The 25,807-nt window shown below is 71.1% G+C and carries 24 protein-coding genes; 14 read left to right on the forward strand and 10 right to left on the reverse strand.

Annotated elements, in window-relative coordinates:
* Positions 1 to 5 precede the first annotated feature (5 nt).
* The 5 genes from ACWDR4_RS12795 (at position 6) to ACWDR4_RS12815 (ending at position 6,109) form a co-directional block, all read left to right on the forward strand.
* Positions 6 to 1,856, forward strand: a complete 1,851-nt coding sequence (locus ACWDR4_RS12795; protein WP_450407488.1) for an ATP-binding protein — start codon at positions 6 to 8, stop codon at positions 1,854 to 1,856.
* Positions 1,857 to 1,966: 110 nt separating this feature from the next.
* On the forward strand, positions 1,967 to 3,133 hold the full coding sequence (locus ACWDR4_RS12800; protein WP_450407491.1) for an acyl-CoA dehydrogenase family protein: 1,167 nt from the start codon (positions 1,967 to 1,969) through the stop codon (positions 3,131 to 3,133).
* 26 nt (positions 3,134 to 3,159) lie between these two features.
* Positions 3,160 to 4,761, forward strand: coding sequence for a 4-coumarate--CoA ligase family protein (locus tag ACWDR4_RS12805; RefSeq protein WP_450407494.1), 1,602 nt, complete (start codon positions 3,160 to 3,162; stop codon positions 4,759 to 4,761).
* Positions 4,758 to 5,492 (forward strand): enoyl-CoA hydratase family protein, encoded by a 735-nt coding sequence (locus ACWDR4_RS12810; RefSeq protein WP_450407497.1) that lies wholly within the window; start codon positions 4,758 to 4,760, stop codon positions 5,490 to 5,492. The genes ACWDR4_RS12805 and ACWDR4_RS12810 overlap by 4 nt, the downstream gene beginning before the upstream one ends.
* Positions 5,480 to 6,109 (forward strand): TetR/AcrR family transcriptional regulator, encoded by a 630-nt coding sequence (locus ACWDR4_RS12815; RefSeq protein ID WP_450407498.1) that lies wholly within the window; start codon positions 5,480 to 5,482, stop codon positions 6,107 to 6,109. Before ACWDR4_RS12810 ends, ACWDR4_RS12815 begins: the two co-directional genes overlap by 13 nt.
* Positions 6,110 to 6,166: 57 nt before the next feature.
* Here the strand turns inward: ACWDR4_RS12815 and pdxH are convergent, their stop codons facing one another.
* Positions 6,167 to 6,874 carry a pyridoxamine 5'-phosphate oxidase gene (gene pdxH, locus ACWDR4_RS12820; RefSeq protein WP_450407501.1) on the reverse strand — a complete coding sequence of 236 codons (708 nt, stop codon included), beginning with the start codon at positions 6,872 to 6,874 and terminating at the stop codon, positions 6,167 to 6,169.
* A gap of 199 nt (positions 6,875 to 7,073) precedes the next feature.
* On the opposite strand from pdxH, the gene ACWDR4_RS12825 reads away from it, so the two are divergent.
* The 4 genes from ACWDR4_RS12825 (at position 7,074) to ACWDR4_RS12840 (ending at position 9,784) form a co-directional block, all read left to right on the forward strand.
* On the forward strand, positions 7,074 to 8,165 hold the full coding sequence (locus tag ACWDR4_RS12825; protein WP_450407504.1) for a citrate synthase 2: 1,092 nt from the start codon (positions 7,074 to 7,076) through the stop codon (positions 8,163 to 8,165).
* Positions 8,166 to 8,258: 93 nt separating this feature from the next.
* Entirely contained in the window at positions 8,259 to 8,744 is a 486-nt protein-coding gene (locus ACWDR4_RS12830; RefSeq protein WP_450407506.1) for a hypothetical protein, read from the forward strand.
* Positions 8,741 to 9,100, forward strand: a complete 360-nt coding sequence (locus ACWDR4_RS12835) for a hypothetical protein (RefSeq protein WP_450407509.1) — start codon at positions 8,741 to 8,743, stop codon at positions 9,098 to 9,100. Before ACWDR4_RS12830 ends, ACWDR4_RS12835 begins: the two co-directional genes overlap by 4 nt.
* Positions 9,101 to 9,169: 69 nt before the next feature.
* A complete protein-coding gene (locus tag ACWDR4_RS12840) occupies positions 9,170 to 9,784 on the forward strand; it encodes a lipoprotein (protein ID WP_450407512.1) in 615 nt (204 codons plus the stop codon).
* On the opposite strand, the gene ACWDR4_RS12845 is transcribed toward ACWDR4_RS12840, so the two are convergent.
* Both ACWDR4_RS12845 and ACWDR4_RS12850 read right to left on the reverse strand, forming a co-directional pair.
* The gene (locus tag ACWDR4_RS12845; protein ID WP_450407514.1) at positions 9,781 to 10,245 is read right to left on the reverse strand and encodes a hypothetical protein; all 465 of its coding nucleotides are present in this window, start codon (positions 10,243 to 10,245) and stop codon (positions 9,781 to 9,783) included. The genes ACWDR4_RS12840 and ACWDR4_RS12845 overlap by 4 nt on opposite strands.
* 354 nt (positions 10,246 to 10,599) lie before the next feature.
* On the reverse strand, positions 10,600 to 10,980 hold the full coding sequence (locus ACWDR4_RS12850; protein ID WP_235477435.1) for a winged helix-turn-helix transcriptional regulator: 381 nt from the start codon (positions 10,978 to 10,980) through the stop codon (positions 10,600 to 10,602).
* A gap of 101 nt (positions 10,981 to 11,081) precedes the next feature.
* On the opposite strand from ACWDR4_RS12850, the gene ACWDR4_RS12855 reads away from it, so the two are divergent.
* Complete coding sequence (locus ACWDR4_RS12855; protein ID WP_450407515.1) at positions 11,082 to 11,489, forward strand: RidA family protein; 408 nt, start codon at positions 11,082 to 11,084, stop codon at positions 11,487 to 11,489.
* 156 nt (positions 11,490 to 11,645) lie between these two features.
* On the opposite strand, the gene ACWDR4_RS12860 is transcribed toward ACWDR4_RS12855, so the two are convergent.
* Entirely contained in the window at positions 11,646 to 12,248 is a 603-nt protein-coding gene (locus ACWDR4_RS12860; protein ID WP_450407518.1) for a TetR family transcriptional regulator, read from the reverse strand.
* Positions 12,249 to 12,354: 106 nt separating this feature from the next.
* Here ACWDR4_RS12860 and ACWDR4_RS12865 point away from each other — a divergent pair, with 106 nt between their 5' ends.
* Positions 12,355 to 13,842 (forward strand): aldehyde dehydrogenase, encoded by a 1,488-nt coding sequence (locus ACWDR4_RS12865; protein ID WP_450407521.1) that lies wholly within the window; start codon positions 12,355 to 12,357, stop codon positions 13,840 to 13,842.
* Between the two features lie 111 nt (positions 13,843 to 13,953).
* Here the strand turns inward: ACWDR4_RS12865 and ACWDR4_RS12870 are convergent, their stop codons facing one another.
* Positions 13,954 to 14,415, reverse strand: a complete 462-nt coding sequence (locus tag ACWDR4_RS12870; protein ID WP_450407524.1) for a GNAT family N-acetyltransferase — start codon at positions 14,413 to 14,415, stop codon at positions 13,954 to 13,956.
* Positions 14,416 to 15,002: 587 nt separating this feature from the next.
* Between ACWDR4_RS12870 and ACWDR4_RS12875 the strand changes: the two genes are divergently transcribed.
* Positions 15,003 to 16,451: a PAS domain-containing protein gene (locus ACWDR4_RS12875; protein WP_450407527.1), complete on the forward strand. Its 1,449-nt coding sequence runs from the start codon at positions 15,003 to 15,005 to the stop codon at positions 16,449 to 16,451.
* Between the two features lie 35 nt (positions 16,452 to 16,486).
* On the opposite strand, the gene ACWDR4_RS12880 is transcribed toward ACWDR4_RS12875, so the two are convergent.
* Positions 16,487 to 17,242 carry an SIS domain-containing protein gene (locus ACWDR4_RS12880; protein ID WP_450407529.1) on the reverse strand — a complete coding sequence of 252 codons (756 nt, stop codon included), beginning with the start codon at positions 17,240 to 17,242 and terminating at the stop codon, positions 16,487 to 16,489.
* A 282-nt stretch (positions 17,243 to 17,524) separates the two neighbouring features.
* Here ACWDR4_RS12880 and ACWDR4_RS12885 point away from each other — a divergent pair, with 282 nt between their 5' ends.
* Positions 17,525 to 18,217 (forward strand): metal-dependent transcriptional regulator, encoded by a 693-nt coding sequence (locus tag ACWDR4_RS12885; RefSeq protein WP_235477446.1) that lies wholly within the window; start codon positions 17,525 to 17,527, stop codon positions 18,215 to 18,217.
* A gap of 586 nt (positions 18,218 to 18,803) precedes the next feature.
* Positions 18,804 to 19,694: an alpha/beta fold hydrolase gene (locus ACWDR4_RS12890; RefSeq protein WP_450407531.1), complete on the forward strand. Its 891-nt coding sequence runs from the start codon at positions 18,804 to 18,806 to the stop codon at positions 19,692 to 19,694.
* Between the two features lie 107 nt (positions 19,695 to 19,801).
* Here ACWDR4_RS12890 and ACWDR4_RS12895 read toward each other — a convergent pair whose 3' ends face one another.
* Genes ACWDR4_RS12895 through ACWDR4_RS12910 form a run of 4 tightly spaced genes read right to left on the reverse strand, consistent with a single transcriptional unit; the run spans position 19,802 to position 25,801 of the window.
* The gene (locus ACWDR4_RS12895) at positions 19,802 to 20,503 is read right to left on the reverse strand and encodes a hypothetical protein (protein WP_450407533.1); all 702 of its coding nucleotides are present in this window, start codon (positions 20,501 to 20,503) and stop codon (positions 19,802 to 19,804) included.
* Positions 20,500 to 20,673 (reverse strand): hypothetical protein, encoded by a 174-nt coding sequence (locus ACWDR4_RS12900; protein WP_450407534.1) that lies wholly within the window; start codon positions 20,671 to 20,673, stop codon positions 20,500 to 20,502. The genes ACWDR4_RS12895 and ACWDR4_RS12900 overlap by 4 nt, the downstream gene beginning before the upstream one ends.
* Before the next feature lie 38 nt (positions 20,674 to 20,711).
* Positions 20,712 to 24,983, reverse strand: a complete 4,272-nt coding sequence (locus ACWDR4_RS12905) for a CHAT domain-containing protein (RefSeq protein ID WP_450407537.1) — start codon at positions 24,981 to 24,983, stop codon at positions 20,712 to 20,714.
* A gap of 2 nt (positions 24,984 to 24,985) precedes the next feature.
* A complete protein-coding gene (locus ACWDR4_RS12910) occupies positions 24,986 to 25,801 on the reverse strand; it encodes a hypothetical protein (RefSeq protein WP_450407539.1) in 816 nt (271 codons plus the stop codon).
* Between the last annotated feature and the right edge of the window lie 6 nt (positions 25,802 to 25,807).

The raw sequence follows: 25,807 nt of genomic DNA on the forward strand, positions 1-25,807 counted from the left end.
GAAAAGTGATCACCTCTGTACTGGTCGCCAACCGGGGCGAGATCGCCTGCCGCATCTTCCGCACCTGCCGTGAGCTGGGCATCCGTACGGTCGCCGTGCACTCGGACGCCGACGAGAACGCCCTGCACGCGCGCGTGGCCGACGCGGCGGTACGGCTGCCGGGTGAGGCCTCCGCGGACACGTATCTGCGCGGCGACCTGATCGTGCGGGCGGCGCTGGCGGCGGGCGCGGACGCCGTGCACCCCGGATACGGCTTCCTGTCAGAGAACGCCGGCTTCGCACAGGCCGTACTCGACGCGGGGCTCGTCTGGATCGGCCCGCCGCCGGCCGCGATCGAGGCGATGGCGTCCAAGACGCGCGCGAAGAAGCTGATGGGGCTCAAGCCGCTCACGGACGTCACGGAGACCGACCTGCCGGTGCTGATCAAGGCGGCGGCGGGCGGCGGCGGACGAGGCATGCGCGTAGTACGCGAACTCGCCCACCTACCAGGGGAGTTGGAGGCGGCCCGAGCCGAGGCCCAGAGCGCCTTCGGCGACGGCGAGGTCTTCGTCGAGCCGTACGTCGAAGGCGGCCGGCACATCGAGGTCCAGATCCTGGCCGACACCCACGGCACGGTGTGGGCGCTCGGCACCCGCGACTGCTCCCTCCAGCGCCGCCACCAGAAGGTGATCGAGGAGTCCCCGGCACCGGGCATCCCGGAGGAACTCACTCACGAACTCCACGAGTTGGCGGTACGAGCGGCTCGCTCCGTGGACTACACGGGCGCGGGAACGGTCGAGTTCCTGGTGGAGGACGGGACCGGCAGGGCCCACTTCCTGGAGATGAACACCCGCCTCCAGGTCGAACACCCGGTCACGGAGGCGGTCTTCGACATCGACCTGGTGGCCCTCCAGATCGGCATCGCGGAAGGCATCCCCCTCGCCGCCGACCCCCCACGCGCGCGTGGCCACGCGATAGAGGCCCGCCTGTACGCCGAGAACCCGGCCCGTGACTGGACCCCCCAGACCGGCACCCTGCACCGCCTGGCCGTCCCGGAAGCGGAGAACATCCGCCTGGACACCGGCTACACCGACGGCGACCAGATCCCCGTCCACTACGACCCGATGCTCGCCAAGGCCGTCGTACACGCCCCCACGCGCGCGGAGGCGATCCGCAAGCTGGCGGGCGCCCTGGAACGCGCGACGATCCACGGCCCGATCACCAACCGCGACCTCCTGGTCCGCTCCCTCCGCCACACCGAGTTCACGACGGCCAGCATGAACACGGCCTTCTACGACCGTCACTTGACGCAACTGACCGAACCGACCCCGGACCCCCACGCCCCCCTGGCGGCAGCCCTCTCCGACGCCCATGGCCGCTCCCGCTTCGGCGGCTGGCGCAACGTCCCCGCCCAACCGCAGCTCAAGCGGTACGCGACACCGGACGGCAAGGAGCACGAGGTGACCTACCGCCACACCCGAGAGGGCCTGACGGCGGACGGCGTACGGGTCGTCCACGTGGACGCGAGCCTCGTCGTCCTCGAAGTAGCAGGCGTACGAAGGAAGTTCGAGGTCACGAGGTACGCGGACCAGATCCACGTCAACACCACAACCCTCACCCCGCTCCCCCGCTTCCCGGACCCGACGCCCCAACACGCCCCCGGCTCCCTCCTGGCCCCGATGCCCGGCACGGTGGTCAGAGTGGCGAAGGGCCTGACCACCGGGACAGAGGTAAAGGCCGGAGAACCCCTCCTATGGCTGGAGGCAATGAAGATGGAACACAAGATCGCGGCTCCGACGACCGGCACGCTAACGGAACTTCACGTAGTAGCCGGGCAACAGGTAGAGGTCGGCACGCTGCTAGCGGTGGTCTTTTAGCGGGCGCCGGCGAAGCCGCGCCCGACAGGGGCGCGGGGAACTGCGCGACCAGCCACGACGGGCCCGCACCCACCACACGACAGAACCCCCCTCCCCCTTAGGAATCTCGAATGTCCCCAGTAGCCGAATCCGAAGAACACAAAGCCCTACGCACCGCAGTAGCAGCCCTGGGCACCCGCTACGGCCGCGAATACCTCACAACAGTCACCAAAGAAAACCGCCACCCCACCGAACTCTGGCAAGACGCAGCCAAACTCGGCTACCTGGGAGCCAACCTCCCCGAGACCTACGGAGGCGGCGGAGGCGGAATCGCCGAACTCTCCATAGTCCTGGAGGAGTTGGGCGCCGCAGGCTGCCCCCTCCTCATGCTCGTCGTCTCCCCAGCCATCTGCGGCACGGTAATCGCCCGCTTCGGCACAGAAACCCAAAAACAAACCTGGCTCCCCGGAATCGCCGAAGGCACCCGCACCATGGCTTTCGGCATCACCGAACCCGACGCCGGCTCCAACAGCCACCGCATCACCACCACCGCCCGCCGCGACCCGGACACCGGCGACTGGCTCCTGACCGGCCGCAAGGTCTTCATCTCGGGCGTGGACATCGCGGACGCGGTCCTCATAGTCGGCCGTACGGAAGACTCCCGCACGGGCCGTCTCAAGCCCTGCCTCTTCATCGTCCCGCGCGACGCCGAAGGCTTCACACGGCGCCAGATCGACATGGACCTCGAATCCCCGGAGAAGCAGTTCGAGTTGACCCTCGACGACGTACGGCTGCCCGCCGACGCGCTCGTCGGGGACGAGGACGCCGGCCTGCTCCAGCTCTTCGCCGGGCTCAACCCGGAGCGCATCATGACCGCCGCGTTCGCCATCGGCATCGGACGGTACGCGCTCGACCAGGCCGTCCGGTACGCCCGTGAGCGGACCGTCTGGAACGCGCCCATCGGCGCCCACCAGGCCGTCGCGCACCCCCTCGCCCAGGCGCACATCGACCTCGAACTCGCCCGCCTGATGATGCAGAAGGCCGCCGCGCTCTACGACGCGGGCGACGACGTCGGCGCGGGCGAGGCGGCCAACATGGCGAAGTACGCGGCGGGAGAGGCCTGCGTCAAAGCAGTCGACCAGGCCGTGCACACCCTCGGCGGCAACGGCCTCACACGGGAATTCGGGCTCGCCTCGTTGATAACTGTCGCCCGCGTGGCTCGTATTGCTCCAGTGAGCCGGGAGATGATTCTCAACTACGTCTCACATCAGACCCTGGGCCTGCCCAAGTCGTACTGAGAGCCGTACACAGGCGAGGAGGAACCATGTTCCGCAGCGAGTACGCAGACGTCGAACCCGTCGAACTCCCCATCCACGAAGCGGTGTTGGGCCGGGCCGCCGAGTTCGGCGACGCGCCCGCCCTCATCGACGGCGTCGACGGCACCACCCTCACGTACGACCAACTGGACCGTTTCCACCGGCGGATAGCCGCCGGACTCGCCGAGGCGGGCGTCCGCAAGGGCGATGTCCTCGCCCTGCACAGCCCGAACACGATCGCCTTCCCGACCGCCTTCTACGCCGCCACGCGCGCGGGTGCCGCCGTCACGACCGTGCATCCGCTCGCCACCGCCGAGGAGTTCGCGGTGCAGCTGCGCGACTCGGCCGCAAGCTGGATCGTCACCGTCTCCCCGCTCCTGGAGACGGCTCGGGAGGCGGCCGAACGGGCGGGCGGCGTACGGGAGATCTTCGTCTGCGACACCGCGCCGCCCGGACACCGCTCGGTCATCGACATGCTCGGCTCGACCGCGCCCGAGCCGGAGATCGACATCGACCCATCCGAGGACGTGGCGGTCCTCCCGTACTCCTCGGGGACGACCGGCATCCCCAAGGGCGTGATGCTCACGCACCGCTCCATCGCCACGAACCTCGCGCAGCTCACGCCGACCATCGGCATGGGCCCAGGCGACCGCATCCTGGCCGTGCTGCCGTTCTTCCACATCTACGGTTTGACCGCCCTCATGAACATGCCCCTGAAGCGGGGCGCCGCCGTGGTCGTCCTGCCGCGCTTCGACCTCGACACGTTCCTCCAGGCCATCGAGAAGTACCGCATCACCGGCCTGTTCGTGGCCCCGCCGATCGTCCTGGCCCTCGCCAAGCACCCGGCCGTAGAGCGGTACGACCTCTCCTCCCTGGAGTACGTCCTCAGCTCCGCCGCACCCCTGGACGCGGCCCTCGCCACCGCCTGCTCCGCCCGGCTCGGCCTGCCGCCGGTCGGCCAGGCGTACGGCATGACGGAACTGTCGCCGGGCACGCACATCGTCCCCCTCGACGACATGGGCACCGCCCCGCCCGGCACCGTCGGCAGGCTCCTGCCGAGCACCGAGATGCGCATCCTGTCCCTCGACGACCCCGACCGGGACGCCGACGACGGCGAGGCCGGCGAGATCGTCATCCGTGGCCCCCAGGTGATGAAGGGCTACCTGGGCAACCCCGGGGCGACGGCCGCGATGATCGACGAGGACGGCTGGCTGCACACCGGGGACGTCGGCCACGTCGACGCCGACGGCTGGCTGTTCGTCGTCGACCGCGTCAAGGAACTCATCAAGTACAAGGGCTTCCAGGTGGCCCCCGCCGAACTCGAAGCCCTCCTCCTGACCCACCCGGGCATCGCGGACGCGGCCGTCATCGGCGTCTACAACGAGGACAACAACGAGGTCCCGCACGCGTACGTGGTCCGCCAGCCGTCCGCGCCCGACCTCTCCGAAGGAGAGGTGCTGATGTACGTCGCCGAGCGCGTCGCTCCGTACAAACGCGTCCGGCACGTCACCTTCATCGACGGCGTGCCGAGGGCGGCCTCGGGCAAGATCCTGCGCCGCGAGCTGAGGGACCAGAGGGAACTGAAGCAGAAGGCGGGGGAGAAGACGTGACCCTGGTCGTCGTCACGCGCGCGCGGGGCGTCGCCACACTCACCCTGGACGCGCCCGCGACCCGCAACGCCCTGTCCGCGTACCTCGTACGGGACCTGGCGGACGCCCTCACGGACTGCGGCAAGGACCCGGCCGTACGCGCGGTCGTCCTCACCCACACGGGGAGCACGTTCTGCGCGGGCGCGGACCTGAAGCAGCCGCCCGACCCGGCGGCCTTCGTCGGCCTGCTCCGGCGGCTGCTGGAACTGCCGAAACCGGTGATCGCCCGGGTGACCGGCCACGTACGGGCGGGCGGCCTCGGCCTCCTGGGCGCGTGCGACCTCGCGATCGCCGGCGCGGGGTCCTCCTTCGCCTTCACGGAGGTACGGATCGGAGTGGCGCCCGCAGTCATCTCCATGCCGCTGCTGCCCCGCCTGGACCCGCGCGCCGCCGCCCGCCACTACCTCACCGGCGACCGCTTCGACGCCGTAGAGGCTGTTCGCAGTGGCCTGCTCACGGAGGCGGCCGAGGACGTGGACACGGCCCTGGAGCCGATCCTCGACGGGCTGCGAAGCTCGGCGCCGGGAGCCCTGGCGGAGACCAAACGGCTGCTCACGGCTAAGGTGCTGGAGATCTTCGACCGGGACACCGCCGAGCTGACCGCCCTGTCGGCACGGCTGTTCGCCTCCGCCGAGGCCCGCGAGGGGATGACCGCCTTCCTCGAACGACGGGACCCGGCATGGAAGTTGTAGTGACCGACAGCCCACCCCAGGCATCCGCATCGCGTGCCCAGCGGGCGCCGAAACAGGACCGCAGCCGGGTCACCCGCCAGCGCCTGCTGGAAGCGGCCGTGTCCTGCCTCGCCGAACACGGCTGGGCGGGCTCCACGGTCTCCGTCGTCGCCGAACGCGCCGGCGTCTCCCGGGGCGCCGCCCAGCACCACTTCCGTACCCGCGAGGACCTGTTCACGGCCGCCGTCGAGTACGTCGCCGAGGAACGCTCCACCGCCCTGCGCGCCCTCTTCCCCGAGGGCGCCGCCGACCGCCGCGCCGTGGTCGCCGCCCTGGTCGACCTCTACACCGGCCCCCTCTTCCGCGCCGCCCTCCACCTCTGGGTGGCCGCCTCGAACGAGGAGCAACTGCGCCCGCGCGTAACGGAGTTGGAGGCGCGGGTGGGCCGCGAGACACACCGCATCGCGGTCGACCTGCTGCGGGCGGACGAGTCCCGTCCGGGCGTACGGGAGACGGTTCAGGGCCTGCTGGACATGTCCCGGGGCCTGGGCCTGGCGAACCTGCTCACGGACGACGGGGGCCGGCGGGACCGGGTGGTGGCCCAGTGGGCGGCCCTGCTGGACGCGTCCCTGGACTGACGGCCGTACGTCCCTCCAGGCCTGCCTTTTTGTTGATCAGGCCCGCCTTTTTGCTGATCAGGGACTGAGGCGCTCGACGCGCCAGCCCCCGTCGGCCTCGGCGACGTACCGCAGCCGGTCGTGGAGCCGGTTCTCGCGCCCCTGCCAGAACTCCACGGTCTCCGGGGCCACCCGGAACCCGCCCCAGTTCGGCGGTACGGGCACCTGCTCGCCCTCCGGATACCGGGCGGCCAACTCGGCGTACGAGGAGTCGAGTTCGTCCCGGGAGAGGATCACCGAGGACTGCTCGCTGGCCCAGGCGCCGAGTTGGGAGCCGTGCGGCCGGGTGCGGAAGTAGGCGGCGGTCTCGTCCCGCCCGGTGCGACGGGCGACGCCGGTGACGACGACCTGGCGGGCCAGCGGCAGCCAGGGGAAGAGCAGTGAGACGTACGGATTCGCGGCCAGGTCGCGCCCCTTGCGGGAGCCGTAGTTGGTGAAGAAGACGAAGCCCTGCTCGTCGTACTGCTTCAGCAGCACGGTACGGGAGGTGGGCCGCCCGTCGGTGTCGGCCGTGGAGACGACCATGGCGTTGGGTTCGAGGAGCCCGGCATCCGCGGCGGCCTGCCGGAACCAGCGCGCGAACTGTTCCATGGGCCCGTCGGCCAGCTCGGTCTCGGAGAGGCCGTCGGCGCGGTACTGCTTGCGCATGGCGGCGGGATCGAGAGGGGCGGCGTCCCGGGGATCGTGGTGATCAGTCACATGGTCATCCTGCCGTATCGGCGACATCACTGAGCGGCATTGAGCGACCGCACATGGCACTGAGTGCCGCAGGGGCTCCCCAAAGGTGGCACTCGGGGATATCGTGCAAATAATCGCGCGCCCTGGCCACACGGCCGTACACCGTTCGGAACAGCTGCCGCAAAATCGAGCGCAGATGTCGCATGTCGCACGCAATCCTGTCGCCCACATCAAGAGGAGCCGCCTGATGTCCGACTTCGTACCCGGACTTGAGGGAGTAGTCGCGTTCGAGACGGAGATCGCCGAACCGGACAAGGAGGGCGGCGCACTCCGGTACCGGGGCGTCGACATCGAGGACCTGGTCGGCCATGTCTCCTTCGGCAACGTCTGGGGCCTGCTCGTCGACGGCGCCTTCAACCCCGGCCTGCCGCCGGCGGAACCGTTCCCGATCCCGGTGCACTCGGGCGACATCCGGGTGGACGTGCAATCGGCGCTGGCGATGCTGGCTCCGGTCTGGGGCCTACGCCCCCTACTGGACATCGACGAGCAGACGGCCCGCGACGACCTGGCCCGAGCAGCCGTAATGGCTCTCTCCTACGTCGCCCAGTCGGCGCGCGGCCAGGGCCACGCGATGGTCCCGCAGCGCGAGATCGACAAGGCACAGTCCGTCGTCGAACGCTTCATGATCCGCTGGCGCGGCGAACCGGACCCGAAGCACGTGGCGGCGGTGGACGCGTACTGGACGAGCGCGGCCGAGCACGGCATGAACGCGTCCACGTTCACGGCGAGGGTGATCGCGTCGACGGGCGCGGACGTGGCGGCGGCGCTGTCGGGCGCGGTAGGGGCCATGAGCGGCCCCCTGCACGGAGGCGCCCCTTCGCGCGTATTGGGCATGATCGAGGAAATCGAACGCACGGGCGACGCGGATGCGTACGTGAAGCAGGCCCTGGACAAGGGCGAACGCCTGATGGGCTTCGGGCACCGCGTCTACCGCGCCGAGGACCCACGCGCGCGCGTGCTCCGCCGTACGGCCCGCGAGCTGGGCGCGCCGCGCTTCGAGATCGCCGAGGCCCTGGAGAAGGCCGCCCTGGCGGAACTCCACGCCCGCCGCCCGGACCGGGTCCTGGCGACGAACGTCGAGTTCTGGGCGGCGATCGTCCTGGACTTCGCGGAGGTCCCGGCCCACATGTTCACGTCCATGTTCACGTGCGCCCGCACGGCCGGCTGGTCGGCCCACATCCTGGAACAGAAGCGCACCGGCAGGCTCGTACGCCCGTCGGCCCGCTACATCGGCCCGGGGACGCGGGAGATCGAGGGGTACGGGGACATCGCAAGCTGAGGCCGGCTATCCGCCTATCCGCCTATCCGGAAGAGGGCAAGCCCCTCTTCCGGGTGATGGCGGGACCATGGGTTTCGAAGTACTTTCAAAGTCATGGCGACCGACAACGCGGCAGTGTCAGTGAACTTCTCCGAGCTGGTGAACAAGAACAAGCAGACGCTTGCCCGGCTCAAGGAATCGCCACGGCTGCTGCTGCACCGCAGGGACGGGGAGGACCTGGTCCTCACCACGGCGGTACGTGCCGAGCAGGACCAGACCGTGGTGTCGGCCGCCACCCGGATACTGGCCGCGATGGCGCGCCGGGAGCCCGGCAGCACGGAACTGCTCCTCGACATACTGCCGGACGCGTTCCCCTGGGTGCGCTTCCTGCCCGAGACCGACGTCCACGCCTTCGCCGTCGAACTGGTCGACACCATGCGGGCCGCCGACTCCGTCGGCAACAGCGCGTCCGTCGCGCAGTTGCTCATCGCCTGGCAGCACACGGCGGAGGTCCACTCGGACCCGGTCCTCCTGGCCGCACTGACCGGGGACCACGGTGAGGACTACGGCCCCGTCCCGGACCCGCGGGACACCGTGTGAGCGCGGGCCGCGGAGACCGTGCCGCGCCTCCGGCACCGGAGGGCCACTGGGAGGTCCGCTTCGCGGACGCGGCCTCGGCCAAGGGCTGGGAGAACCTCGCCCAGCAGGCGCAGGAGAACACGTACCGTGCCTGGCTCATCATGCGCACGGACCCCCGACCAGCCACCGGGACACCTCGCCACCACCGCCTCAAGGGCAGTCTGGCCCACGGCACCCACCGCGGACAGACCTGCGAGCAGTGGCAGATCGAGGTGACCAGCGGCGGACGCGTCTGGTATCTCCTGGACATCGCCCGCGAGACCTGCTGGATCACCTTCGCGGGGACGGGGCACCCGCGCGCCACGGACAGTCACTGACGCGGGCGCCCCGAGGGACCGTTAGCCGCTCCGATAATGTGTCCGCCCAAGCGAGGGGAGAAACGGCACATGCTGGTCGGGGCGGGGAACAGGCGGCGCGGGCTGGTCCAGGCGACGCTGCTGGTAGGCGTACTGGCGGGCTGTTCGGAAACACCGGGCGACGATGCGAAGGCGAAGGCGATCGCTTCGGCGACAACGGCGAACGAAACTACCGCCGAGAGCGGCGGCAGCATAGGCGCCCCCGGCTCGGCCTGCGAACTCCCCATCACGTTCGACATCGCCGAGGAGTGGACCGCGGAGGCCGTCGACGCACCCCTGAGCCAGGGCCTGGTCACCCTCGCCTGCGAGGTGGACGCCAAGCCGGCCGGCCACATCGGCTACCTCCGCGTCTGGACCGGCACCCCGGGCAACAACGACGCCCGCACCGCCCTGGAGGCCTTCGTGATCGCCGAGAAGGGCGCGAGCAAGGCGAAGTACACCGAGTTCAAGGCGAACGGCCTGACCGGCGCCGAGGTGGAGTACGTCTACACGGACGAGTTCGTGGAGACCCCGAAGAAGGAACGCGCCTTCGCGGTCACAACCGAGGACGGACCGGTCGTCGTCCACCTCGGAGGCCTGGACACCGAGGAACACGAGGCGATGGTTCCGGCGTACGAACTGGCCAGGGGAACCCTGGAGGGTTAGCCCTGACCTGGAGCTTGGAGGCCGAGCGAGCCCACGGCCGCGCGGACATGGGTCGGGCCGCGACGCGACCGTTCTCCCGCGCACCACCAGGACAACTGTCCGTCGTCCGCATCCCTGGGATGCATGCCCAGGCCGTGCTCGGCACACAGGGGCCACGCCTGCCACAGCCGCTCGGTGACGGTGTCCTGTGCGGCATCGGCGATGATCGCCAGCGCGGCGGCAGGGTCGTCCGCCCAGTCCGGGTCCAGGCAGTTGCCGTGCCACTCGCCGTTGGCCAGAGCGACGTAGACCTGCTCCGGCTCACCCGCGTCGTGGGGCGCGAGGGCCAGCAGTCGCAGGGGCTCCTGCTCGGGAAGTGTCACGGCCAGGTCCCGGTTGAGGAGGGCGAGAGCCTGGTCCCATACGGGGTACTCGCCCGGCGAGACGAGACGGGTCTCGGGGCCGTCGAAACGAGCGTGCATGGGCACCATCCTCCGCTGCACCAGACCAGGGAGACCCCCCAGGCCCAGAGGCCGGAAATGCAGGCGACCCGCGAGCTCGGTCCCTCCGAAGGAAGGGCCGGCCGGACGTACCGGCGAGCTCGCGGGTCGGGTGACTGCGTTGGTTTGGGCCGGCTGCGCGTCACTCGCCCACGCTGGTCCGGCACCGCACAGGGTGTGGTGGCAGGCCGCTAGCCCGCAGCCACCTCACGCGTCCGGGTTTCACTCATGTACCCGATCACCTCCCTTCGTGTGTAAGCCACACCCTAGGAAGCGACCGACCGCCCATCAACTGATTTTCCGAGACGTTGGAGAAACCGGGCGTCGGGGAACCCGTCAGACGTCGAACCGCCGCCGCGCCCCCTCGATGTGCCCCAGATACTGATGCGTCCACTCGCACATCCCGTCGACCGTAGCCCGCAGCCCCTGCCCCGCCTCCGTGAGCGTGTACTCGACCCGTGGCGGCACAGTCGGGTACACCTTCCGCTCTGCCAAACCATTGCGTTCCAGCATCCGCAGGTTCTGCGTGAGCATCTTGTGGCTGACGCCCTCGACCTCGTTCCGCAGCTCGCTGAAGCGCAGGGTGCGTTCACCGAGGGTCTCGATGATCAGCAGCGCCCATTTGTTGGCGACGTCGGAGAAGATCTCGCGTGCCAGCGAGTCCGCGCGCCGCAGGTCCGCGTCCTCGGGTGAGCCGCTGAACTGCTTGGTCACCATCTGGTTCCCCAGTCACTGAAAAGTGCGTTCTTCCATGTCAGCGCTCACTCTCCTACGGTTCCTGAGTAACCACAAGAGAGCAATGGAAGGCGGACAGGAACATGGCCATCACCCTGCTGAACCCCGAAGGACTGCCCAAGATCGACGTCTACCGGCAGGTGTCCGTCGCGACCGGATCGAAGCTGGTCTTCGTCTCCGGGCAGGTCTCCTGGGACGCCGACGGCGTCACGGTCGGCGAAGGCGACCTCGCCGCGCAGGTCGAGCAGTGCTACGTCAATGTCGGCACCGCCCTCGCCGAGGCCGGCGCCACCTTCGACGACGTGGCGAAGCTGAACTTCTACGTCGTCGACTGGACCCCCGACAAGATGCCCACGCTCCTGGAGGGCATCTCCCGGGCGGCCAAGACCCTGGGCGTCACCCCGGTCCCGCCGGCCACGCTGATCGGCGTGGCGACACTCGACATCCCCGACCACCTGGTCGAGATCGAGGCCACCGCGGTCCTTGACTGAACAGGCGCAGGCGAGGTGACACGGGGCGATCACCGGGCGGTCGCTTTCGATGCGGCCCTGATGGCGGGAGGGGGCGGAGGGCGGCGCACCCGCGGCGGAGCAGCCGAAGACGGTGGGGACGGTGACGGTGGGGAGTCCGTCCGTCTGTCTTCCGGGTCAGCCGTGTTCCTGCGGCGTGGTTGCGGCGGCCGTCGGGGCGGGTGCGCAGAGGCGGCGGGCGGCTTCGACGACGACGGCCCGGTGTTCAGCCAGCCGTTCCGGCCGGTAGGGGTCGGAACCGTCGGCGGCGGTGAGGAGATCTCGCGGCGCGAGAACCCAGCTCTGCGTGAGCCCGGTGATGAGGACGAGCAGGTCGGTCGACGGCAGCTGCCCGGTGGCCGAGTCCGCGGTCATGCGGGCCATCTTCTCGCTGTACACGTCCGCCGCGTCGGGGCCCAGCTCGGGCCGCTCCAGCTGGCGCCACAGATGCATGCGCAGCGCGGCGGGGTGTCGGGTCAGGTGGTCGAACATGCGGCCCGCGTATCCCGGCAGGTCGTCCTCGGTGAGTGGCACCGCGTCGTTCAGCTCGGTGATGACCTTGTGCAGAGCGGCGGCGAACAAGAGCTCCTTGTTCGTGTAGTACACGTAGATGGACCGCTTGTTGGCGCCCGAGACCTCGGCGATGCGGTCGATGCGGGCACCGGCGAAGCCCGCGGCGCTGAACTCCTCGATCGCCGCCCTGAGGATCTTCGCGCGGGTTGCTGCGGAGTCGTAGGCCATGAGGCCAGCCTAAGGTAACCAACCAGTTATTGACAAACCTCGGACCCGGTGCCTAGATGGTAACTATCCAGTTATTTTCATTACTGGCCGTAGCGGAAGGTCTGTCATGAGTACTCCCTCATCCTCCTCGCCCGTGTTCGAGCGGGACCTGTTCATCAACAACACCTGGCGTCCCGGCTCCTCCGGTGAGCGCATTCCGGTCGTCGACCCGGCGACCGAGAAGGAGATCGGATCGGCTGCCGCCGCGACCTTCGAGGACGTCGACGCGGCCGTCACCGCGGCCCGTACGGCGTTCGACTCCGGTCCGTGGCCGCGACTGACCCTGCGAGAGCGTGCCGAGATCCTGACGAGGTTCGCCGAGGAGTTGGAGAAGGACGCCGACCCGGTCACCGAGGTGCTGGTCGCCGAGACCGGCCTGACGGTCGGGCAGAGCCGCGGCGGGGCCCTGACGATGCCCGGCCTGCTGCGCTACTACGCCTCCCTGGCAGAGGTGACGGAGCTGACCGAACTGCGCACCGGCCTGTCGGGGGTCAGCGCCCGCATCGAGAAGCGGCCGGTGGGCGTCGTGGCGGCCATCGTCCCGTGGAACGCCCCGCTCGCACTCGCCGCGTTCAAGCTCCCGCAGGCCCTGCTGGCCGGCTGCACCGTCATCATGAAGCCCTCCGAGGACACCCCCCTGAGCGCGGGCTACTTCGGCGACGCCGCGCTGAGGGCCGGACTGCCCGCCGGCGTACTGAACATCGTCAACGCACTGCCCGCGGGCGGCGATCACCTGGTGCGCCACCCGGGCGTCGACAAGATCACCTTCACCGGCAGCACCGTGGTCGGCCGCCGCATCGCCGCCGCGGCCGCCGACACCCTCAAGCAGCTCACCCTCGAACTCGGCGGGAAGTCACCGGCACTCGTGCTCGACGACGCCGACCTGGACCGCATCGTCGAGACCCTGGTGCCGGGCGTCACCGGGAACAACGGCGAGAGCTGCACCAACCCCAGCAGGCTCATCGTGCCCGAGCACCGTCACGACGAGATCGTCGCCGCCCTCGCCGAGGCGTTCGCCCGACTGACCGTCGGCGATCCTCGCGACCCGGCCACCGACGTGGGCGCGATGGTCACCCGCAAGCACTACGAGCGGGTCCTGGACTACCTCGCCTCCGCGGAGAAGGAAGGCGGCACCTTCGCCGTCGGTGGTGGTCGGGCCCCCGGCCACGACGTCGGCTACTACGTCGCCCCCACGATCATCACCGGCGTGTCACCGGACGCCAAGGTCGCACAGGAGGAGATCTTCGGGCCCGTCCTGACCGTCCTGACCTACCGGGACGAGGAAGACGCCATCCGCATCGCCAACGACACCGAGTTCGGCCTGTCCGGCGCCGTCTACAGCGCCGACACCGAGCACGCCCTCCGCGTGGCCCAGCGGATCCACGCCGGCACCGTGAACCTGAACAACGGCATCGGCGTCGACATCGGCGTACCGTTCGGCGGCGTCAAGCAGTCCGGCTACGGCCGCGAACTCGGCCCCGAGGGCCTGGACGCCTTCTTCAACACACACGTCATCTTCCTGAACGGCGAACCCCTGCGCGTGATCAACGGCTAGCGGCAGCACACCCGGCCCGGTCCGGTCCGCCGTGGCGGACCGGACTGTTCCCTTCCCACCCCGCAGACGACTCCGTCAGCGTTGGTACTCCCTTCGACGCGCCATCGACAGTCAGACCGCGTCGGCGCTCGTACGTCCAGCTCGCACCATGAACACATCCACCGCGTCCTCCCTCTCCACCCCGAACCCGTGCCGCTCGTACAACCGTCGCGCCGGGCTCCCCTGGAGGACGTTCAGGCGGACGACCCGGACCCCCGTGCCGTCGCGGCGCTCCAGTAGGTCACTCAGGACTCCCGAGCCGATGCCGGTGCCCTGGAAGCGTGGGGCCAGGTAGAAGTGCTCCAGCCAGTGGGCGTCCTCCGCCGGGCGCAGGGCCACGCAGCCCGCGAACTCGGCGTTCACCTCGATCACCCAGGTGTGGGCCGCGTCGAACCCGTCCCGGAAGCGCTGCCGGACGCGGTGTTCGTCGTACCGGCCGAGTCGTTCCAGATCCGGCCGCATCACCACTGCCCGCAGTTCCGCTATCGGCTCGATGTCCGTCGCCGTCGCCGGTCGTATGTCCCAGTCCGCCATGATCGGCACGCTATCGCGCCCGGCATCGAGGTCTACGCGCGTACCCGAACCCCATTGACGGCCGCCCGGGGTGTGCGATTTTCTGGCGCCGTGTCTGATCTTCGTATCGTCTCCGTGGGTGACGGCGGCTCCGACGTCGACGAGGTACGGGTGCGCAGTGGGCGTAATCGGCTGGAAGTCGAGTATCTCCACGACACCCTGGTGGAGTGCTCCACCGTTCGGCCGTCCGCCGGGGACGGCGCCCCGGCCGTCGCCACCATCATCGCGCGGGTGCTGCCCGGTTTTCGGCGGCGGGGGTTCGGGAGTGAGATGTACGTGCGGGGGCTCGCGCTCGCGCGGGAACTCCCTGAAGGCACGGACATTCCGGATGGTCGGTTTGGTTCGGTGGCGGGAGGGGCAGGAGGGGCTTGTTCCCGGACTACGGGGAACACGGGGAACTACGGTGAACTACGGCGAATTTCCGCCGTACAACGAATTCCTTCAATCTTGGGGGAACGTGATGTGTCCTGCGTCACGTTCGAGTTGAATGATGGTGAGTGAGCGAACCGTCGTGCAGTACGTGCGGACGCAGCCGGCAGGGGGTCCAGGTGAGTGCTTCCCGGCGTAGTGGGACCACCGACGAGCTGGGGCCGGACGAGCCCGAGAGGGACGGCCCGGACAGCCCGGTGGGTTCGGACGGCCCGGCGGGTGCGGACGGTGGTGGGTCCGACCTGCTCGCGGCCCTTCTCGACGGCATGGACGCCGCCCTGTGCGCCTTCGACGCCGACGGGGTCGTCACCCACTGGAACCGCGAGGCCGAGCGGATTCTCGGCTGGACCGCGGACGAGGCCGTCGGGCGGCACGGGTTCGCCGGGTGGGCCGTACGCAGCGCCGACGCCGAGGACATCGAGGGGCGGCTGCTCTCCGCGATGCACGCCCCGGGGCGTCAGGTCCACGAGTTCGCCCTGCTCACGAAAGACGGGGGACGCGTGCTCGTGCGTACGCAGTCCGCCGCCGTGCGCGGGCCCGACGGCAAGCCCGCCGGGCTGTACTGCGCCTTCAGCGAGGTGCACGCGCAGATAGATCTTGAGCGGTCCATCGCGTTGAGTGAGGCCCTCTTCGAGGACGCCAGCTGGGGCGTCGTGCTCGTCGACGCCGACCTCCGGCCCGCCGTCGTCAACTCGCACGCCGCCCGCGCGCTCGGCATCGGACGTACGGCCGTCCTCGGGCGGCCCCTCGGCGAGCTGCTCGCGCAGGGTGTCGAGGAGCTGGAGAGCGCGCTGACGCACGTCCTCGCCGAGGGCGCGCCGCCCGCGCCCGCCGAGATGTGGGTGAGCGTGCGGACGACCGAGGGCGAGAAGCGGCGCTGCTGGCGGAGCGGGTTCCTGCGGCTGGCCTCGCCGCTCACCGAAGAACCGGTTCCGCTCGGTGTGGGCTGGCTGTTCCAGGACATCACCGAGGCCAAGGTGACCGAGCAGGACGCCGCCCAGCTGCGGTTCCGTACCCACCAGCTGCACCGCGCCGCGCGGGCCGCCGCCGAGTGCGAGGACCCCGCCGAGGCCGCGACCGTCCACCTGGACTTCGCCCTCGCCGGCTTCGCCGACCACGCGATCGTCGACCGGATCGCCGTCATCGGCGGTACGGCGGCCGACGGCTCGGCGGGCGACGGCGAGGGGCCGGTACGGCTGGTCCGCGCCGCCGCCACGCCCTCCGGGGCGCCCGGCCCCAGTGTCCTCGCCGGCCACGCCGGACTGCCGGTGCGCTACGGCGACGCGCACCCGGCCGTCCAGTGCGTGGAGCGGGCCGGGTCGGTGCGCGCGAGCGCCGGGTCGTACGGCGTCGAGCAGGCCCGCGACTGGGCCGTACAGCGCAGATGGCCGCCGGACACGGTCCACGCGCTGTGCGCGGTGCTGCGCAGCAGGGGGCGCACCCTGGGCGTCGTGACGTTCCTGCGGGGCGGCGGACGGAGCCAGTTCGAACGTACGGACGCCATGTACGCGGAGGACGTGGCCGTCCGGATCGCGACTGCCCTGGATCTGGCCGGCCTCGGCAAGTAGGCGAGCAGCCGGTCGGCTGACCGTAACCGTGCGGCTCAGCGCTCGTAGAAGATCCGGTCGCCGTACTGCTTCAGGATGCGGGCGTTCCAGTCGTGGCCGCCGTCCACGTTGCCGGAGCGCAGCAGCGGGGGCTCGATGCCCCGGTCCGCCAGGATGCCCGCCGCCGTCGCCATGACCGACTGGAGCACCGCCGACGTGACGACCGTGGACGCGGGTGCGAAGGGCGCCGGGACGGTGTCCAGGGTGAGTACGGCGTCGCCGGGAGCGATCTTCGAGTCCAGTACGACGTCGCAGTGGTCCTTCAGGAACGTGCCCGAGGCGTTGCGGGGCGTCGTCTCCGTCGCGTACGCCACCGAGGTCACGCCGATGACCCGCACACCGAGGGCACGCGCGTGCAGCGCCATTTCCACCGGGAGGGTGTTGCGGCCGGAGAGGGAGATGATCACGAGTACGTCGCCCGCGCGCAGCGGCGAGGTGTCCAGGACGGTCGTGGCCAGGCCCTCGACGCGCTCCAGGGCGGAGCCCAGGGTGGCCGGCATGACGTCGACGCCGACGGTGCCGGGCACAGCCAGCAGGTTCATCAGGGCGAGGCCGCCCGCGCGGTAGACGATGTCCTGCGCGGCGAGCGAGGAGTGCCCGGCGCCGAAGGCGAACAGGCGGCCCCCGTCGGCCACGGTGTCGGCGATGAGCGTGCCGGCGGCCGTCACGGCCTCCGCCTCCTCGTCGCGCACCCGCTGCAACAGGCCGATCGCGGCGTCGAGGAACTGTCCGGCCAACTCGCTGTCGCTCATCGGGGAACCCTTCGGGAGATCGGCCTGACGGTCGTCTGGCGGTCCGTGTCGCCGATCACGGTGAGGTCTGGACCAGTGCCCTGTCAACACGGCCGTCCGCCGTTGTCGCCGCCGCCCCCGTACCCTCGGTGAAACGCACTGTCTACCCGGCCACGGGGATCCGTAACCGTGTGGTTTCACCGCGACGGCACGGTTGTCAGTGGTATGCGTCAGAATTGAAGCCAGGGCCAGCGCACGCGCCGGAGCCGTCGAGCCTTCGGCACATCTCATCAAGGGGCACGAATGTCCGGACTGATCGATACGACGGAGATGTATCTCCGCACCATCCTCGAGCTGGAGGAGGAAGGTGTGGTCCCCATGCGCGCCCGGATCGCCGAGCGGCTGGACCAGAGCGGCCCGACGGTCAGCCAGACCGTGGCCCGGATGGAGCGCGACGGGTTGGTCGCGGTCGCCAGCGACCGGCATCTGGAGCTGACCGACGAGGGCCGCCGCCTCGCCACCCGCGTCATGCGCAAGCACCGCCTCGCGGAGTGCCTGCTCGTCGATGTGATCGGCCTGGAGTGGGAGCAGGTCCACGCGGAGGCGTGTCGCTGGGAACACGTGATGAGCGAGGCCGTCGAGCGCCGCGTCCTCGAACTGCTGCGCCACCCCACGGAGTCGCCGTACGGCAACCCGATCCCGGGCCTGGAGGAGCTGGGCGAGAAGGACGGCGCGGACCCGTTCCTGGACGAGGGCATGGTCTCGCTGGCCGACCTCGACCCGGGTGTCGACGGCAAGACGGTCGTCGTACGGCGGATCGGCGAGCCCATCCAGACGGACGCGCAGCTGATGTACACGCTGCGCCGGGCGGGTGTGCAGCCCGGTTCGGTGGTGAGCGTGACGGAGGCGGCCGGCGGGGTGCTGGTCGGCAGTGGCGGCGAGGCGGCCGAGCTGGAGGCGGAGGTCGCCTCGCATGTTTTTGTAGCCAAGCGCTGACGCATGGTGATCGCACGCGCTACGCTTGCCGTCCCCTCGTAGGAGTCCCCGAAGGCACAACCCCGGCATGATCCGGTGGACCCGGTTGTACGGGATGCCGATTGCGAGAGGCGCGGGGTGCAGTCAATCACCCCTGTCCACTGCGGTGGCTGGACGCAACGGTTTCATCGAAGCCATCGGTGACCCGACTTGCAAACTCGCCTTGCTTGGCGGGTAGTTGACTGTGCGGAATCGCAGCGCATTCACGGGTTGCGTGCAAGTCTGTCCCTGGGGGCGGAAGGGGGCAGGCATATGCGCCGCAAAAATGTGGAGGGCCCCGGCGCCAAGTGGCGCCGGGGCCTGTCCTCCCCTGTGCTGACCCGGAGCCCCGAGCTCCCAGGGTCATCCCCTACGGACCGTTTTCCCCGAGCGGTCCGCCTCCCGCAGAAGATCTCCCCTCGGCCACGCGGATCATTCCTGGAGCGTGGTCACTCGAACGAGGGGTGTTGCGGCCGGAGACCGCATTTTCGAATAGCCATTCGATAATCTGTGGCGGTAGAGGAACTCAGTAGAGGAAACTTCGATAGCTAGGGGGGTGCCAGGACCTATGGCGCGGCGTATCGACGTGACCGGAGCAGGCGGCGTGCGTCTTGCCGCCTGGGAGTTCGCCGACCCTCCCAAGACCGGAGAGGCCGGAGAGGGCCAGACCCGGACGGGAGAGGCCGAGCGTGCCTCCGGCGTGCTGTTACTGCACGGGCTCATGGGCCGTGCCTCGCACTGGGCGTCCGCCGCCCGCTGGCTGGGTGAGCGGCACCGGGCCGTCGCACTCGACCAGCGCGGGCACGGCCAGAGCGACCGTCCGCCCGGCGACATCTACAGCCGCGAGGCGTACGTCGAGGACGCCGAGGCGGCGATCGAGCAGCTCGGCCTCGGCCCGGTCGTCCTCATCGGCCACGCCATGGGCGCCCTGACCGCCTGGCAGCTCGCCGCGAAACGCCCCGACCTGGTGCGCGCCCTGATCATCTGCGACATGCGGGCCTCGGCGCTCGGCGGGGCCTCCCAGCGCGAGTGGGAGGACTGGTTCAAGGCCTGGCCGGCCCCCTTCGCCACCCTCGCCGACGTACGCAAGTGGTTCGGCGAGGACGATCCCTGGGTGGAGCGGCCGACTCCGTCGCGTGGCGAGTTCTACGCCGAGGTGATGCAGGAGTCTCCCGACGGCTGGCGGCCCGTCTTCGAGCCGGAGCAGATGCTCAAGACCCGTGAGACGTGGGTGTTCGACGCGCACTGGGAGGAGTTGACGCAGGTTCAGTGTCCGGCGCTTGTGGTGCGGGGGCTGGATGGGGAGTTGGGGCGGGCGGAGGCGCAGGAGATGGTCCGTGTGCTGCCTCGGGGGGAGTATGCGGAGGTGGCTGACGCCGGTCACCTTGTGCACTATGACCAGCCGGATGCGTGGCGCGCGGCGATCGAGCCGTTCCTGGACGGGGTGCTGGCTCGGTAGTGGTTTTGCTGCGGCGCCGTTGTGGCTGGTCGCGCCCACGCGGCGGAGCCGCATATAGATACAGCCCCGCGCCCCTGGTGGGGCGCTTCGCGCCTCCACCATCAGGCTCAGCCTCCCGTCACCGTCAGGAACGCCACCGCCCCTGCCGCGACCAGGGCCACCGCCAGCACGCACCAGCGGCGGGCCTCGTGGAAGGTTGTGCGGATCTGCCAGACGTGGGCCATGGCGAGGAGCCAGCGTACGAAGGGGTCCGTGCGGGCGATGTTGGCCTTCGCCCGGTCCAGGTGCCGTCGCAGCAGTTCCCGGCGGCCGGGGTCGGTCTCGGCCGTGAGCGCGCGGTGGATGTTCACGGCGACGGCACGGTGGCGCAGGAGGTCGTCGACGCCGGTGGCGGCGGAGCCGAAGAAGTCGGCCGGGGAGGCGTCGACCAGCTCGCGCAGGCCGCGTGCCGCCGGGGTGTTGAGGGTGGCGGCGGTGGTGATCGGCGGTACGAGCACCCGGCTGACCTGCCAGACGGCGAGGCAGACCCCCGCGAGCGCGACGAGCAGCGCCCCGCCCGCGACCAGCGCCTCGCCCAGCCCGTGCACCTTCCCGACGGCCACCAGCGGCCCCCCGCCGACGAGCGCGGCCCCGACGGCACCGAACGCGGCGATCATCCACCGGGCGGCGGCGCGCAGTTCGGGCACGGCGTCGAGGGGGGAGGGGAGGGCGTCGAAGGGGGTGACCATGCCCGGGTCGGAAGAGGGCGAGGGCGCGGGCGCGGGCGCGGGCAGAGGCAGGGGTGGAGGCGGGGGCGGTTCGGTGGTCACTGGGGCCCGTCTTCGTCGGCGGAGGGGGCATCGCGCCTGCTCACCGCGAAGGGCGACCTCGTGGCGTCATCGGGCACGTCCGGATACACGACCCACGCCGTGCCGTCGTAGAACTCCAGCACGCCGTCGTCACTCAGCCGTACGTCGTTGATCTTCGGGGCGTCCGCCATACGCGCAGTATCCCAGGCCACAGTCCCCCGATGACCGGTCAACGGGACGCTTCCTCCGCGTCGTTGAGACAGCGCAGCACCGCCGCGACCGCCGCCCGCTGGGTCGGCTGCTGGAGTCCGTTGGCCAGTCGGGGGTCGCGTTCGCCGGTGAGGATTCGTTCCAGGACCGCGGCCATCGGTGCCAGTAGCGCGTCCCGGGCGAACCCGTCGAGGTTCTCGCGGGTCACCTCGTCGGTGCCGGTCTCGCCGAGGACGGTGGAGACGAAGCTGCCGAGGGCGATGCCGAGATACATCACCGTCCACAGCTCGACGGGTACGGTCACCCGCCCGGCCAGCGCGTCCAGGGCGCGCCGCGCCACAGGGGCGTCGAGGGGCCCCAGCCCGGCGAGCACGTCGCGCCCGCGTTCACCGCCCTGGATCCGGCTCAGGGTGTCGGTCAGCGGCACGAACATCTGGTCCATCGCGGCGAGTTGGGCGAGATGCTGGCGCAGCTTCACCTTCGCCGCCGTGTTGCGCCGCTCGGCGGCCACCAGCGCCGCGAGCACCGGCTCCCAGAGCATGCCCCAGGCCGCCGCCTGCACAGCCGCGAGCCGCTTCGCCCCCGCCCCAGCCCCAGCCCCTTCCTCCGCCCGCTCGCTCGCCTCCCGCACCAGCGCGGTGAGCGCCTCCCGCGCACGGCCGAGCCCGGGGTCCAGGCCGGCGAGCAGCCGGTCCAGGGCCACCCCGGGCACTTCGGCCACCCGCGCGCACAACTCCTCCACCCCGGCGGGCAGTTGGGCCACGGCGTCCGCCCCGAACTCCTGGAGGTCGCCCGCGAGGGACTGCGCCGCGTTCATCGTCCGGCCGCCCCCGGTGAGCGTGGCGAGCAGCGCCGCCGCGAGATGGTGGGCGACCGCGCCCGCCGCGTCCCGTGCGTGGCTGTGCAGATACGTGCCCAGGTTGGCGTGCCCGACGGCGACGACCGGCGGAACGCCCGCCCGGTACGCGTACCGCAGGCTGTCCCGCTCCCGGGCGATCGCCACCTCGCCGTGTCCGCGCACGTCCGCCACACTGGCGAGCGCCCCGAACACCTCGCCCAGGTACAGGAAGTCCCCGGCGTCCTCGAAGACCTGCCGGCACTCCTCCAGCAGCCGCAGCGCGTCCTCGGTACGACCCAGGCGCAGCAACGGCATGTACGCGGGCAGCCGGGCCGCCGCGAAGTCGGTGACCGGTGCGCCGCGCGCCCTTTTGGAGTCGCCCAGGTCGTCGGCGTACTCCAGTGCCCGCCGCCACTGCCCGGCCTCGATCGCGGCGCGCTGACCGGTGTCGCACAGCTCCTCCCAGACCTCCCACCAGTCGACTCCCTCACGGGGACCGCGTGTTCGGGGCACCTCACGCATCCGGCGGTGCAGTGCGTCGGCCTCGGCCAGGGCCTCGCCGGCCCGGTCGGTCTGCGACAGGACGTGCAGCCGCTGGACCTCGTAGAGGAGGGCCGTCCAGGTGCCGAGGCCGGCCAACCGGGCGTGTTCGGCGCCCTGTTCGGTGAGGGCGAGTGCCTCGGTCAGGCGTCCGGTGCGTACGCAGAGGTCGACCAGGCCGCTGGTCGCGGCGGCGGCGCTGCCGTGGTCGCCGCGTGCCAACGCCGAGGCCAGGGCCGCTCGTTCGTGGCGTTCGGCGGCGGCCGGGTCGATCTCGCCGAGTATCCGCGCGAGCGCGTCCGTCGGCGGCACGACCCCGGTGCCCGGCGTGGACGCGGCGCGGGTCGCGATGCTGCGCAGCAGGGGCAGCACGCGGGCCCTCGTCGGAGCCGAGGTGTCCCGGCGCAGGACAGCCTCCAGGAGCGTCGCGGCGGACGACTCCTGCCGCAGCCGGATCAGATAGGGCGCGGCGGACAGCGCGGCGAGCGTCAGCAGCGGTCCGGCCAGTTGGGCGCCCTCGGCGTCGGTGCCCTCGCGGGTCCACGCCATCTCGAACACCCGCAGCCAGTACCCCGACAGTCGCGTGTCGACCAGCTCCCGGACCCGCGCACCGGCCCGCGCCCGCCCCTCGGCGGCGACGGCGGCCTGGATCTCGTACGACGGTCCGGGGCGAGGCGTGAGCAGCCCGTGGGCCACCAGGGTCCGCAGGGCAGTGTCAACAGGGCTGTCCGGATGGCCCAGTTGGGCGCGCAGGTCGGGCCAGTTGTGGTCCACGGCCACCCGGCTGCGGTCGGTCTCGTCGAGGCAGCACAGGACGTGGAACAAGTCGCGGTCGGCGGGGGCGAGCTCGGCGGCCACACCGTCGGACCAGGCACGCAGCACGCGCAGATGCTCGTCGTCGTTGCCTTCGGCTGCCGCCGACGCCCGGTTTCCGGCGGCCAGCAGTCGTGCCAGGCGCTCCGGATCGGCGGCCTGGGCGTCGGCCAGCTCCAGCGACTTCGGGTGGCCCTGGGCCAGTTCGAGGAGGCCGGTGGCGAGTCGGCGGGCGCCCGCGGGTGTCGTACCGGGGAGCCGTCCGTCGATCAGCCGGGCCAGGTGGGGGAGTTCACGGGCGAGCAGCAGGGACTCGTCGGGGGTCAGCAGGTCGACCGGTTCGGTCCGTACGAGCGGCCCCAGCCCGGCCGGCCGCACCCGCCCGCACAGAATCAGCCGCCCGGCTCCGGCCCGCCCGGACAGCGCACCGATCAGCTCCCCCCAACGCCGGTCCCGCCAGACCCTGTCGGGGGTCAGCAGGGTGTCGATGCCGTCGATGACCAGCAGTACGCGCTCCCGCTCCAGCCACGAGGAGACGGCGGCCACGAACTCCGCCGCGCGCCCGTCGGCCCCGTCCAGGAGATGCAGGCAGCGCAGTCCGGGCACCGCCTGTTCCAGGGCCAGCGCGAAGGAGGCGAGCACTGTCTCCTCGTACGGGTGGTCCTGCTCCTGGGGTGCCGTGAACCAGACGGTTCGCTCGAAGGCGTGCGCGTGCGTCTCGACCAACTCCCTTGCGCACGCGGTCTTTCCGGCCCCGGGCATCCCGTGCAGCAGCACTCCGCCGAGCCCGCTGCGGGGGGCCAGTGCGGCACCGGCCCGGGCGAGGAGAGCGACGCGGCCGACGAAGTGCTCGGGTACGGGCGGGAGTTGGGCGACGGAGACATCCCGGCCGGAGCCATCCGCCTCGCCGGACACCGCACCCGACCCCTCACCCGACTGCTCACCCCTGGGCGGACCCATCGGCGCACCCAGCGTCAGCCCCACCGCCCGCGCCCCGAACAGCGCCGGTGTGCCCGCCCGCAGCGCGGAACCCGGCACCCCCTCCGAACCTGCGGCCTCCCCCGACAGCTCACCCAGCACCCCCGCCAGCGCCCGGGGCAACACCCGCCCCTTGACGACCAGTTGGCGGTAGAGCCGCTCGGCGAGGGCGATCGCGAACCCGTCCTCCACCGGGTACCGCATGGCCAGCACCGCACACCCGAGCCGCTCGACGAGGTCCCCGGCGACGGCCCCGACGACCGGTTCCCCGGAGCCGCCGGAAGCCTCGACCGGCTCTGGGGCCGCCGCCGACCAGCACGCCGACAGGGTGACGAGGGAGACGTCACGGGCGGTGGCGAGGAGGTCGACGAGTTCGGGCGCGCGGACCCGGTCGGGGCGCCCGGCGTCGGTCTCCAGGAGGAGTTCGCCGGGGGCGCCGTGGCCGGAGACGTGGACGAGGTCCCAGCCGGCCGGTCGCGCCAGTACGGCACGCAGCCGCTCGCGCGTCACCCCGTACTGCAGCGTGTGCGCCTCCACCGCGCGCCCGGCGTCCGCCGCCGCCGTGAACAGCCGTGTCAGCGCGAGCCGTTCGCGCCGCAGGTTCAGTGCCCGGCTGCCCTCGGGCAGACTGAACAGCGCCAGCACACGCACCGGACGGCCGTCACCGCGTTCCCCGGCCGTACGCCCCGCACCCCACTGCGTCACGAGGGTCACGTCCTGGAGGGCCAGTGGCCGCCCGTCCGCGTGCGCCAGTTCCAGGGGTACGGACATCAGGCGCCGCGCGCCCGGTACGTCCGTCGGCACGACGACCCGTACCACCGCCGGGGCCGCCGCGAGCAGCGCGGGCGCGATGGGCCCGAGGACCTCCGCGCCGATCCACGCACCCACCTCCCGGACGATCTCCCGTTCCCGCGCGGCCCGTACGTCCGGGGGCGCGTGCCGGCGCAGATGTCCGGGCAGGTCGAGAAAGGCCTCGTACTGCGGGCCGGTCGGGTCCAGGCGGACCTCGTGCCGGGCGAGGACCTCGCCGTCCGGCGCGACCAGCACCCACCGCCAGTGGTCCGGCCCGGCGAAGTCCTCGACGAGCAGCGTCAGTTCGACCAGGGAAGGCTGATCCGGCACTGTCAGATCCCGAACTGGATGCGCAGCCCCAGGATCATGGCGAGCGTCTGCCGCACGCCGGCGCTCGCGGGGTGGCCGGCCGGGAGTTCGCGCAGGCCCTGCGTGTACATGTCCTCGGCCTCGCCGATGTGTTCCGGATGGCCGTTCTGGACGAGCCCGAGGAGCACACCGCCGAGGTTGACGAGACGCACCGCGTGCATCGGATGGCCGTCCGGGGTGTCGCGCAGGGCGGCGCGGGCGTGCTCGGCGGCCTCGTTCAGGATGGCGCTGTCGCCGCTCTTACGCCCTTTGCGGAGCAGGGAGTTGGCGAGGTTCGACTCCTGGCCGACGCGCTCCTCGCCCTGCCCGGTGCCGCCGCCCGTCGGCAGGAGGTCCAGACAGCCCCGGTACAGGGCGATGGCCTCGTCGATGGACTCCTCGTCCTCCGTCCTGTCGTAGGCCTCCTGGAGTGCGGTGGCCAGGGAGGACATGTGCCGGGGGAGTTCCGGGTCGCCGGGCGGGGACTTGTCGACGGCCTGGCGGCCGTAGTCGATGGCCTTGATCAGATCGGCGGTGCCATGGTCGCGTTCCCAGCTCAGCCGGTGCAGCATGCACAGCGAGGAGAGGGCGGCGGCGTGCCGGACGTCGGTGACCGGGTAGACCTCCAGGGCCAGTTCGGCGGCCTGTATCGAGCCGCGCAGCAGCTTCGGGTCGCCGGTACGGCCGTACGCCAGCCGCAGGTCGTCGGAGACACCGAGGGGTTCGAGGTGCTCGTGCTCCGCCGCGTCCCCGGCCTTGTCGTTGCCCCTGGACCTGGATCTGCCGAACCATCTGGCCATGCGCAG

The organism is Streptomyces sp. NPDC000878 (genome assembly GCF_053599695.1).

What these genes read in the sequence shown, in the direction of transcription:
- ACWDR4_RS12840 (WP_450407512.1), top strand. Translation starts at nt 9,170, where the DNA reads ATGCTGGTCGGGGCGGGGAACAGGCGGCGCGGGCTGGTCCAGGCGACG.
- ACWDR4_RS12830 (WP_450407506.1), top strand. Translation starts at nt 8,259, where the DNA reads ATGGCGACCGACAACGCGGCAGTGTCAGTGAACTTCTCCGAGCTGGTG.
- ACWDR4_RS12865 (WP_450407521.1), top strand. Translation starts at nt 12,355, where the DNA reads ATGAGTACTCCCTCATCCTCCTCGCCCGTGTTCGAGCGGGACCTGTTC.
- ACWDR4_RS12855 (WP_450407515.1), top strand. Translation starts at nt 11,082, where the DNA reads ATGGCCATCACCCTGCTGAACCCCGAAGGACTGCCCAAGATCGACGTC.
- ACWDR4_RS12845 (WP_450407514.1), bottom strand. Translation starts at nt 10,245, where the DNA reads ATGCACGCTCGTTTCGACGGCCCCGAGACCCGTCTCGTCTCGCCGGGC.
- ACWDR4_RS12880 (WP_450407529.1), bottom strand. Translation starts at nt 17,242, where the DNA reads ATGAGCGACAGCGAGTTGGCCGGACAGTTCCTCGACGCCGCGATCGGC.
- ACWDR4_RS12800 (WP_450407491.1), top strand. Translation starts at nt 1,967, where the DNA reads ATGTCCCCAGTAGCCGAATCCGAAGAACACAAAGCCCTACGCACCGCA.
- ACWDR4_RS12815 (WP_450407498.1), top strand. Translation starts at nt 5,480, where the DNA reads ATGGAAGTTGTAGTGACCGACAGCCCACCCCAGGCATCCGCATCGCGT.
- ACWDR4_RS12900 (WP_450407534.1), bottom strand. Translation starts at nt 20,673, where the DNA reads ATGGCGGACGCCCCGAAGATCAACGACGTACGGCTGAGTGACGACGGC.
- ACWDR4_RS12890 (WP_450407531.1), top strand. Translation starts at nt 18,804, where the DNA reads ATGGCGCGGCGTATCGACGTGACCGGAGCAGGCGGCGTGCGTCTTGCC.
- pdxH (WP_450407501.1), bottom strand. Translation starts at nt 6,874, where the DNA reads ATGTCGCCGATACGGCAGGATGACCATGTGACTGATCACCACGATCCC.
- ACWDR4_RS12805 (WP_450407494.1), top strand. Translation starts at nt 3,160, where the DNA reads ATGTTCCGCAGCGAGTACGCAGACGTCGAACCCGTCGAACTCCCCATC.
- ACWDR4_RS12850 (WP_235477435.1), bottom strand. Translation starts at nt 10,980, where the DNA reads ATGGTGACCAAGCAGTTCAGCGGCTCACCCGAGGACGCGGACCTGCGG.
- ACWDR4_RS12860 (WP_450407518.1), bottom strand. Translation starts at nt 12,248, where the DNA reads ATGGCCTACGACTCCGCAGCAACCCGCGCGAAGATCCTCAGGGCGGCG.
- ACWDR4_RS12825 (WP_450407504.1), top strand. Translation starts at nt 7,074, where the DNA reads ATGTCCGACTTCGTACCCGGACTTGAGGGAGTAGTCGCGTTCGAGACG.
- ACWDR4_RS12870 (WP_450407524.1), bottom strand. Translation starts at nt 14,415, where the DNA reads ATGGCGGACTGGGACATACGACCGGCGACGGCGACGGACATCGAGCCG.
- ACWDR4_RS12910 (WP_450407539.1), bottom strand. Translation starts at nt 25,801, where the DNA reads ATGGCCAGATGGTTCGGCAGATCCAGGTCCAGGGGCAACGACAAGGCC.
- ACWDR4_RS12885 (WP_235477446.1), top strand. Translation starts at nt 17,525, where the DNA reads ATGTCCGGACTGATCGATACGACGGAGATGTATCTCCGCACCATCCTC.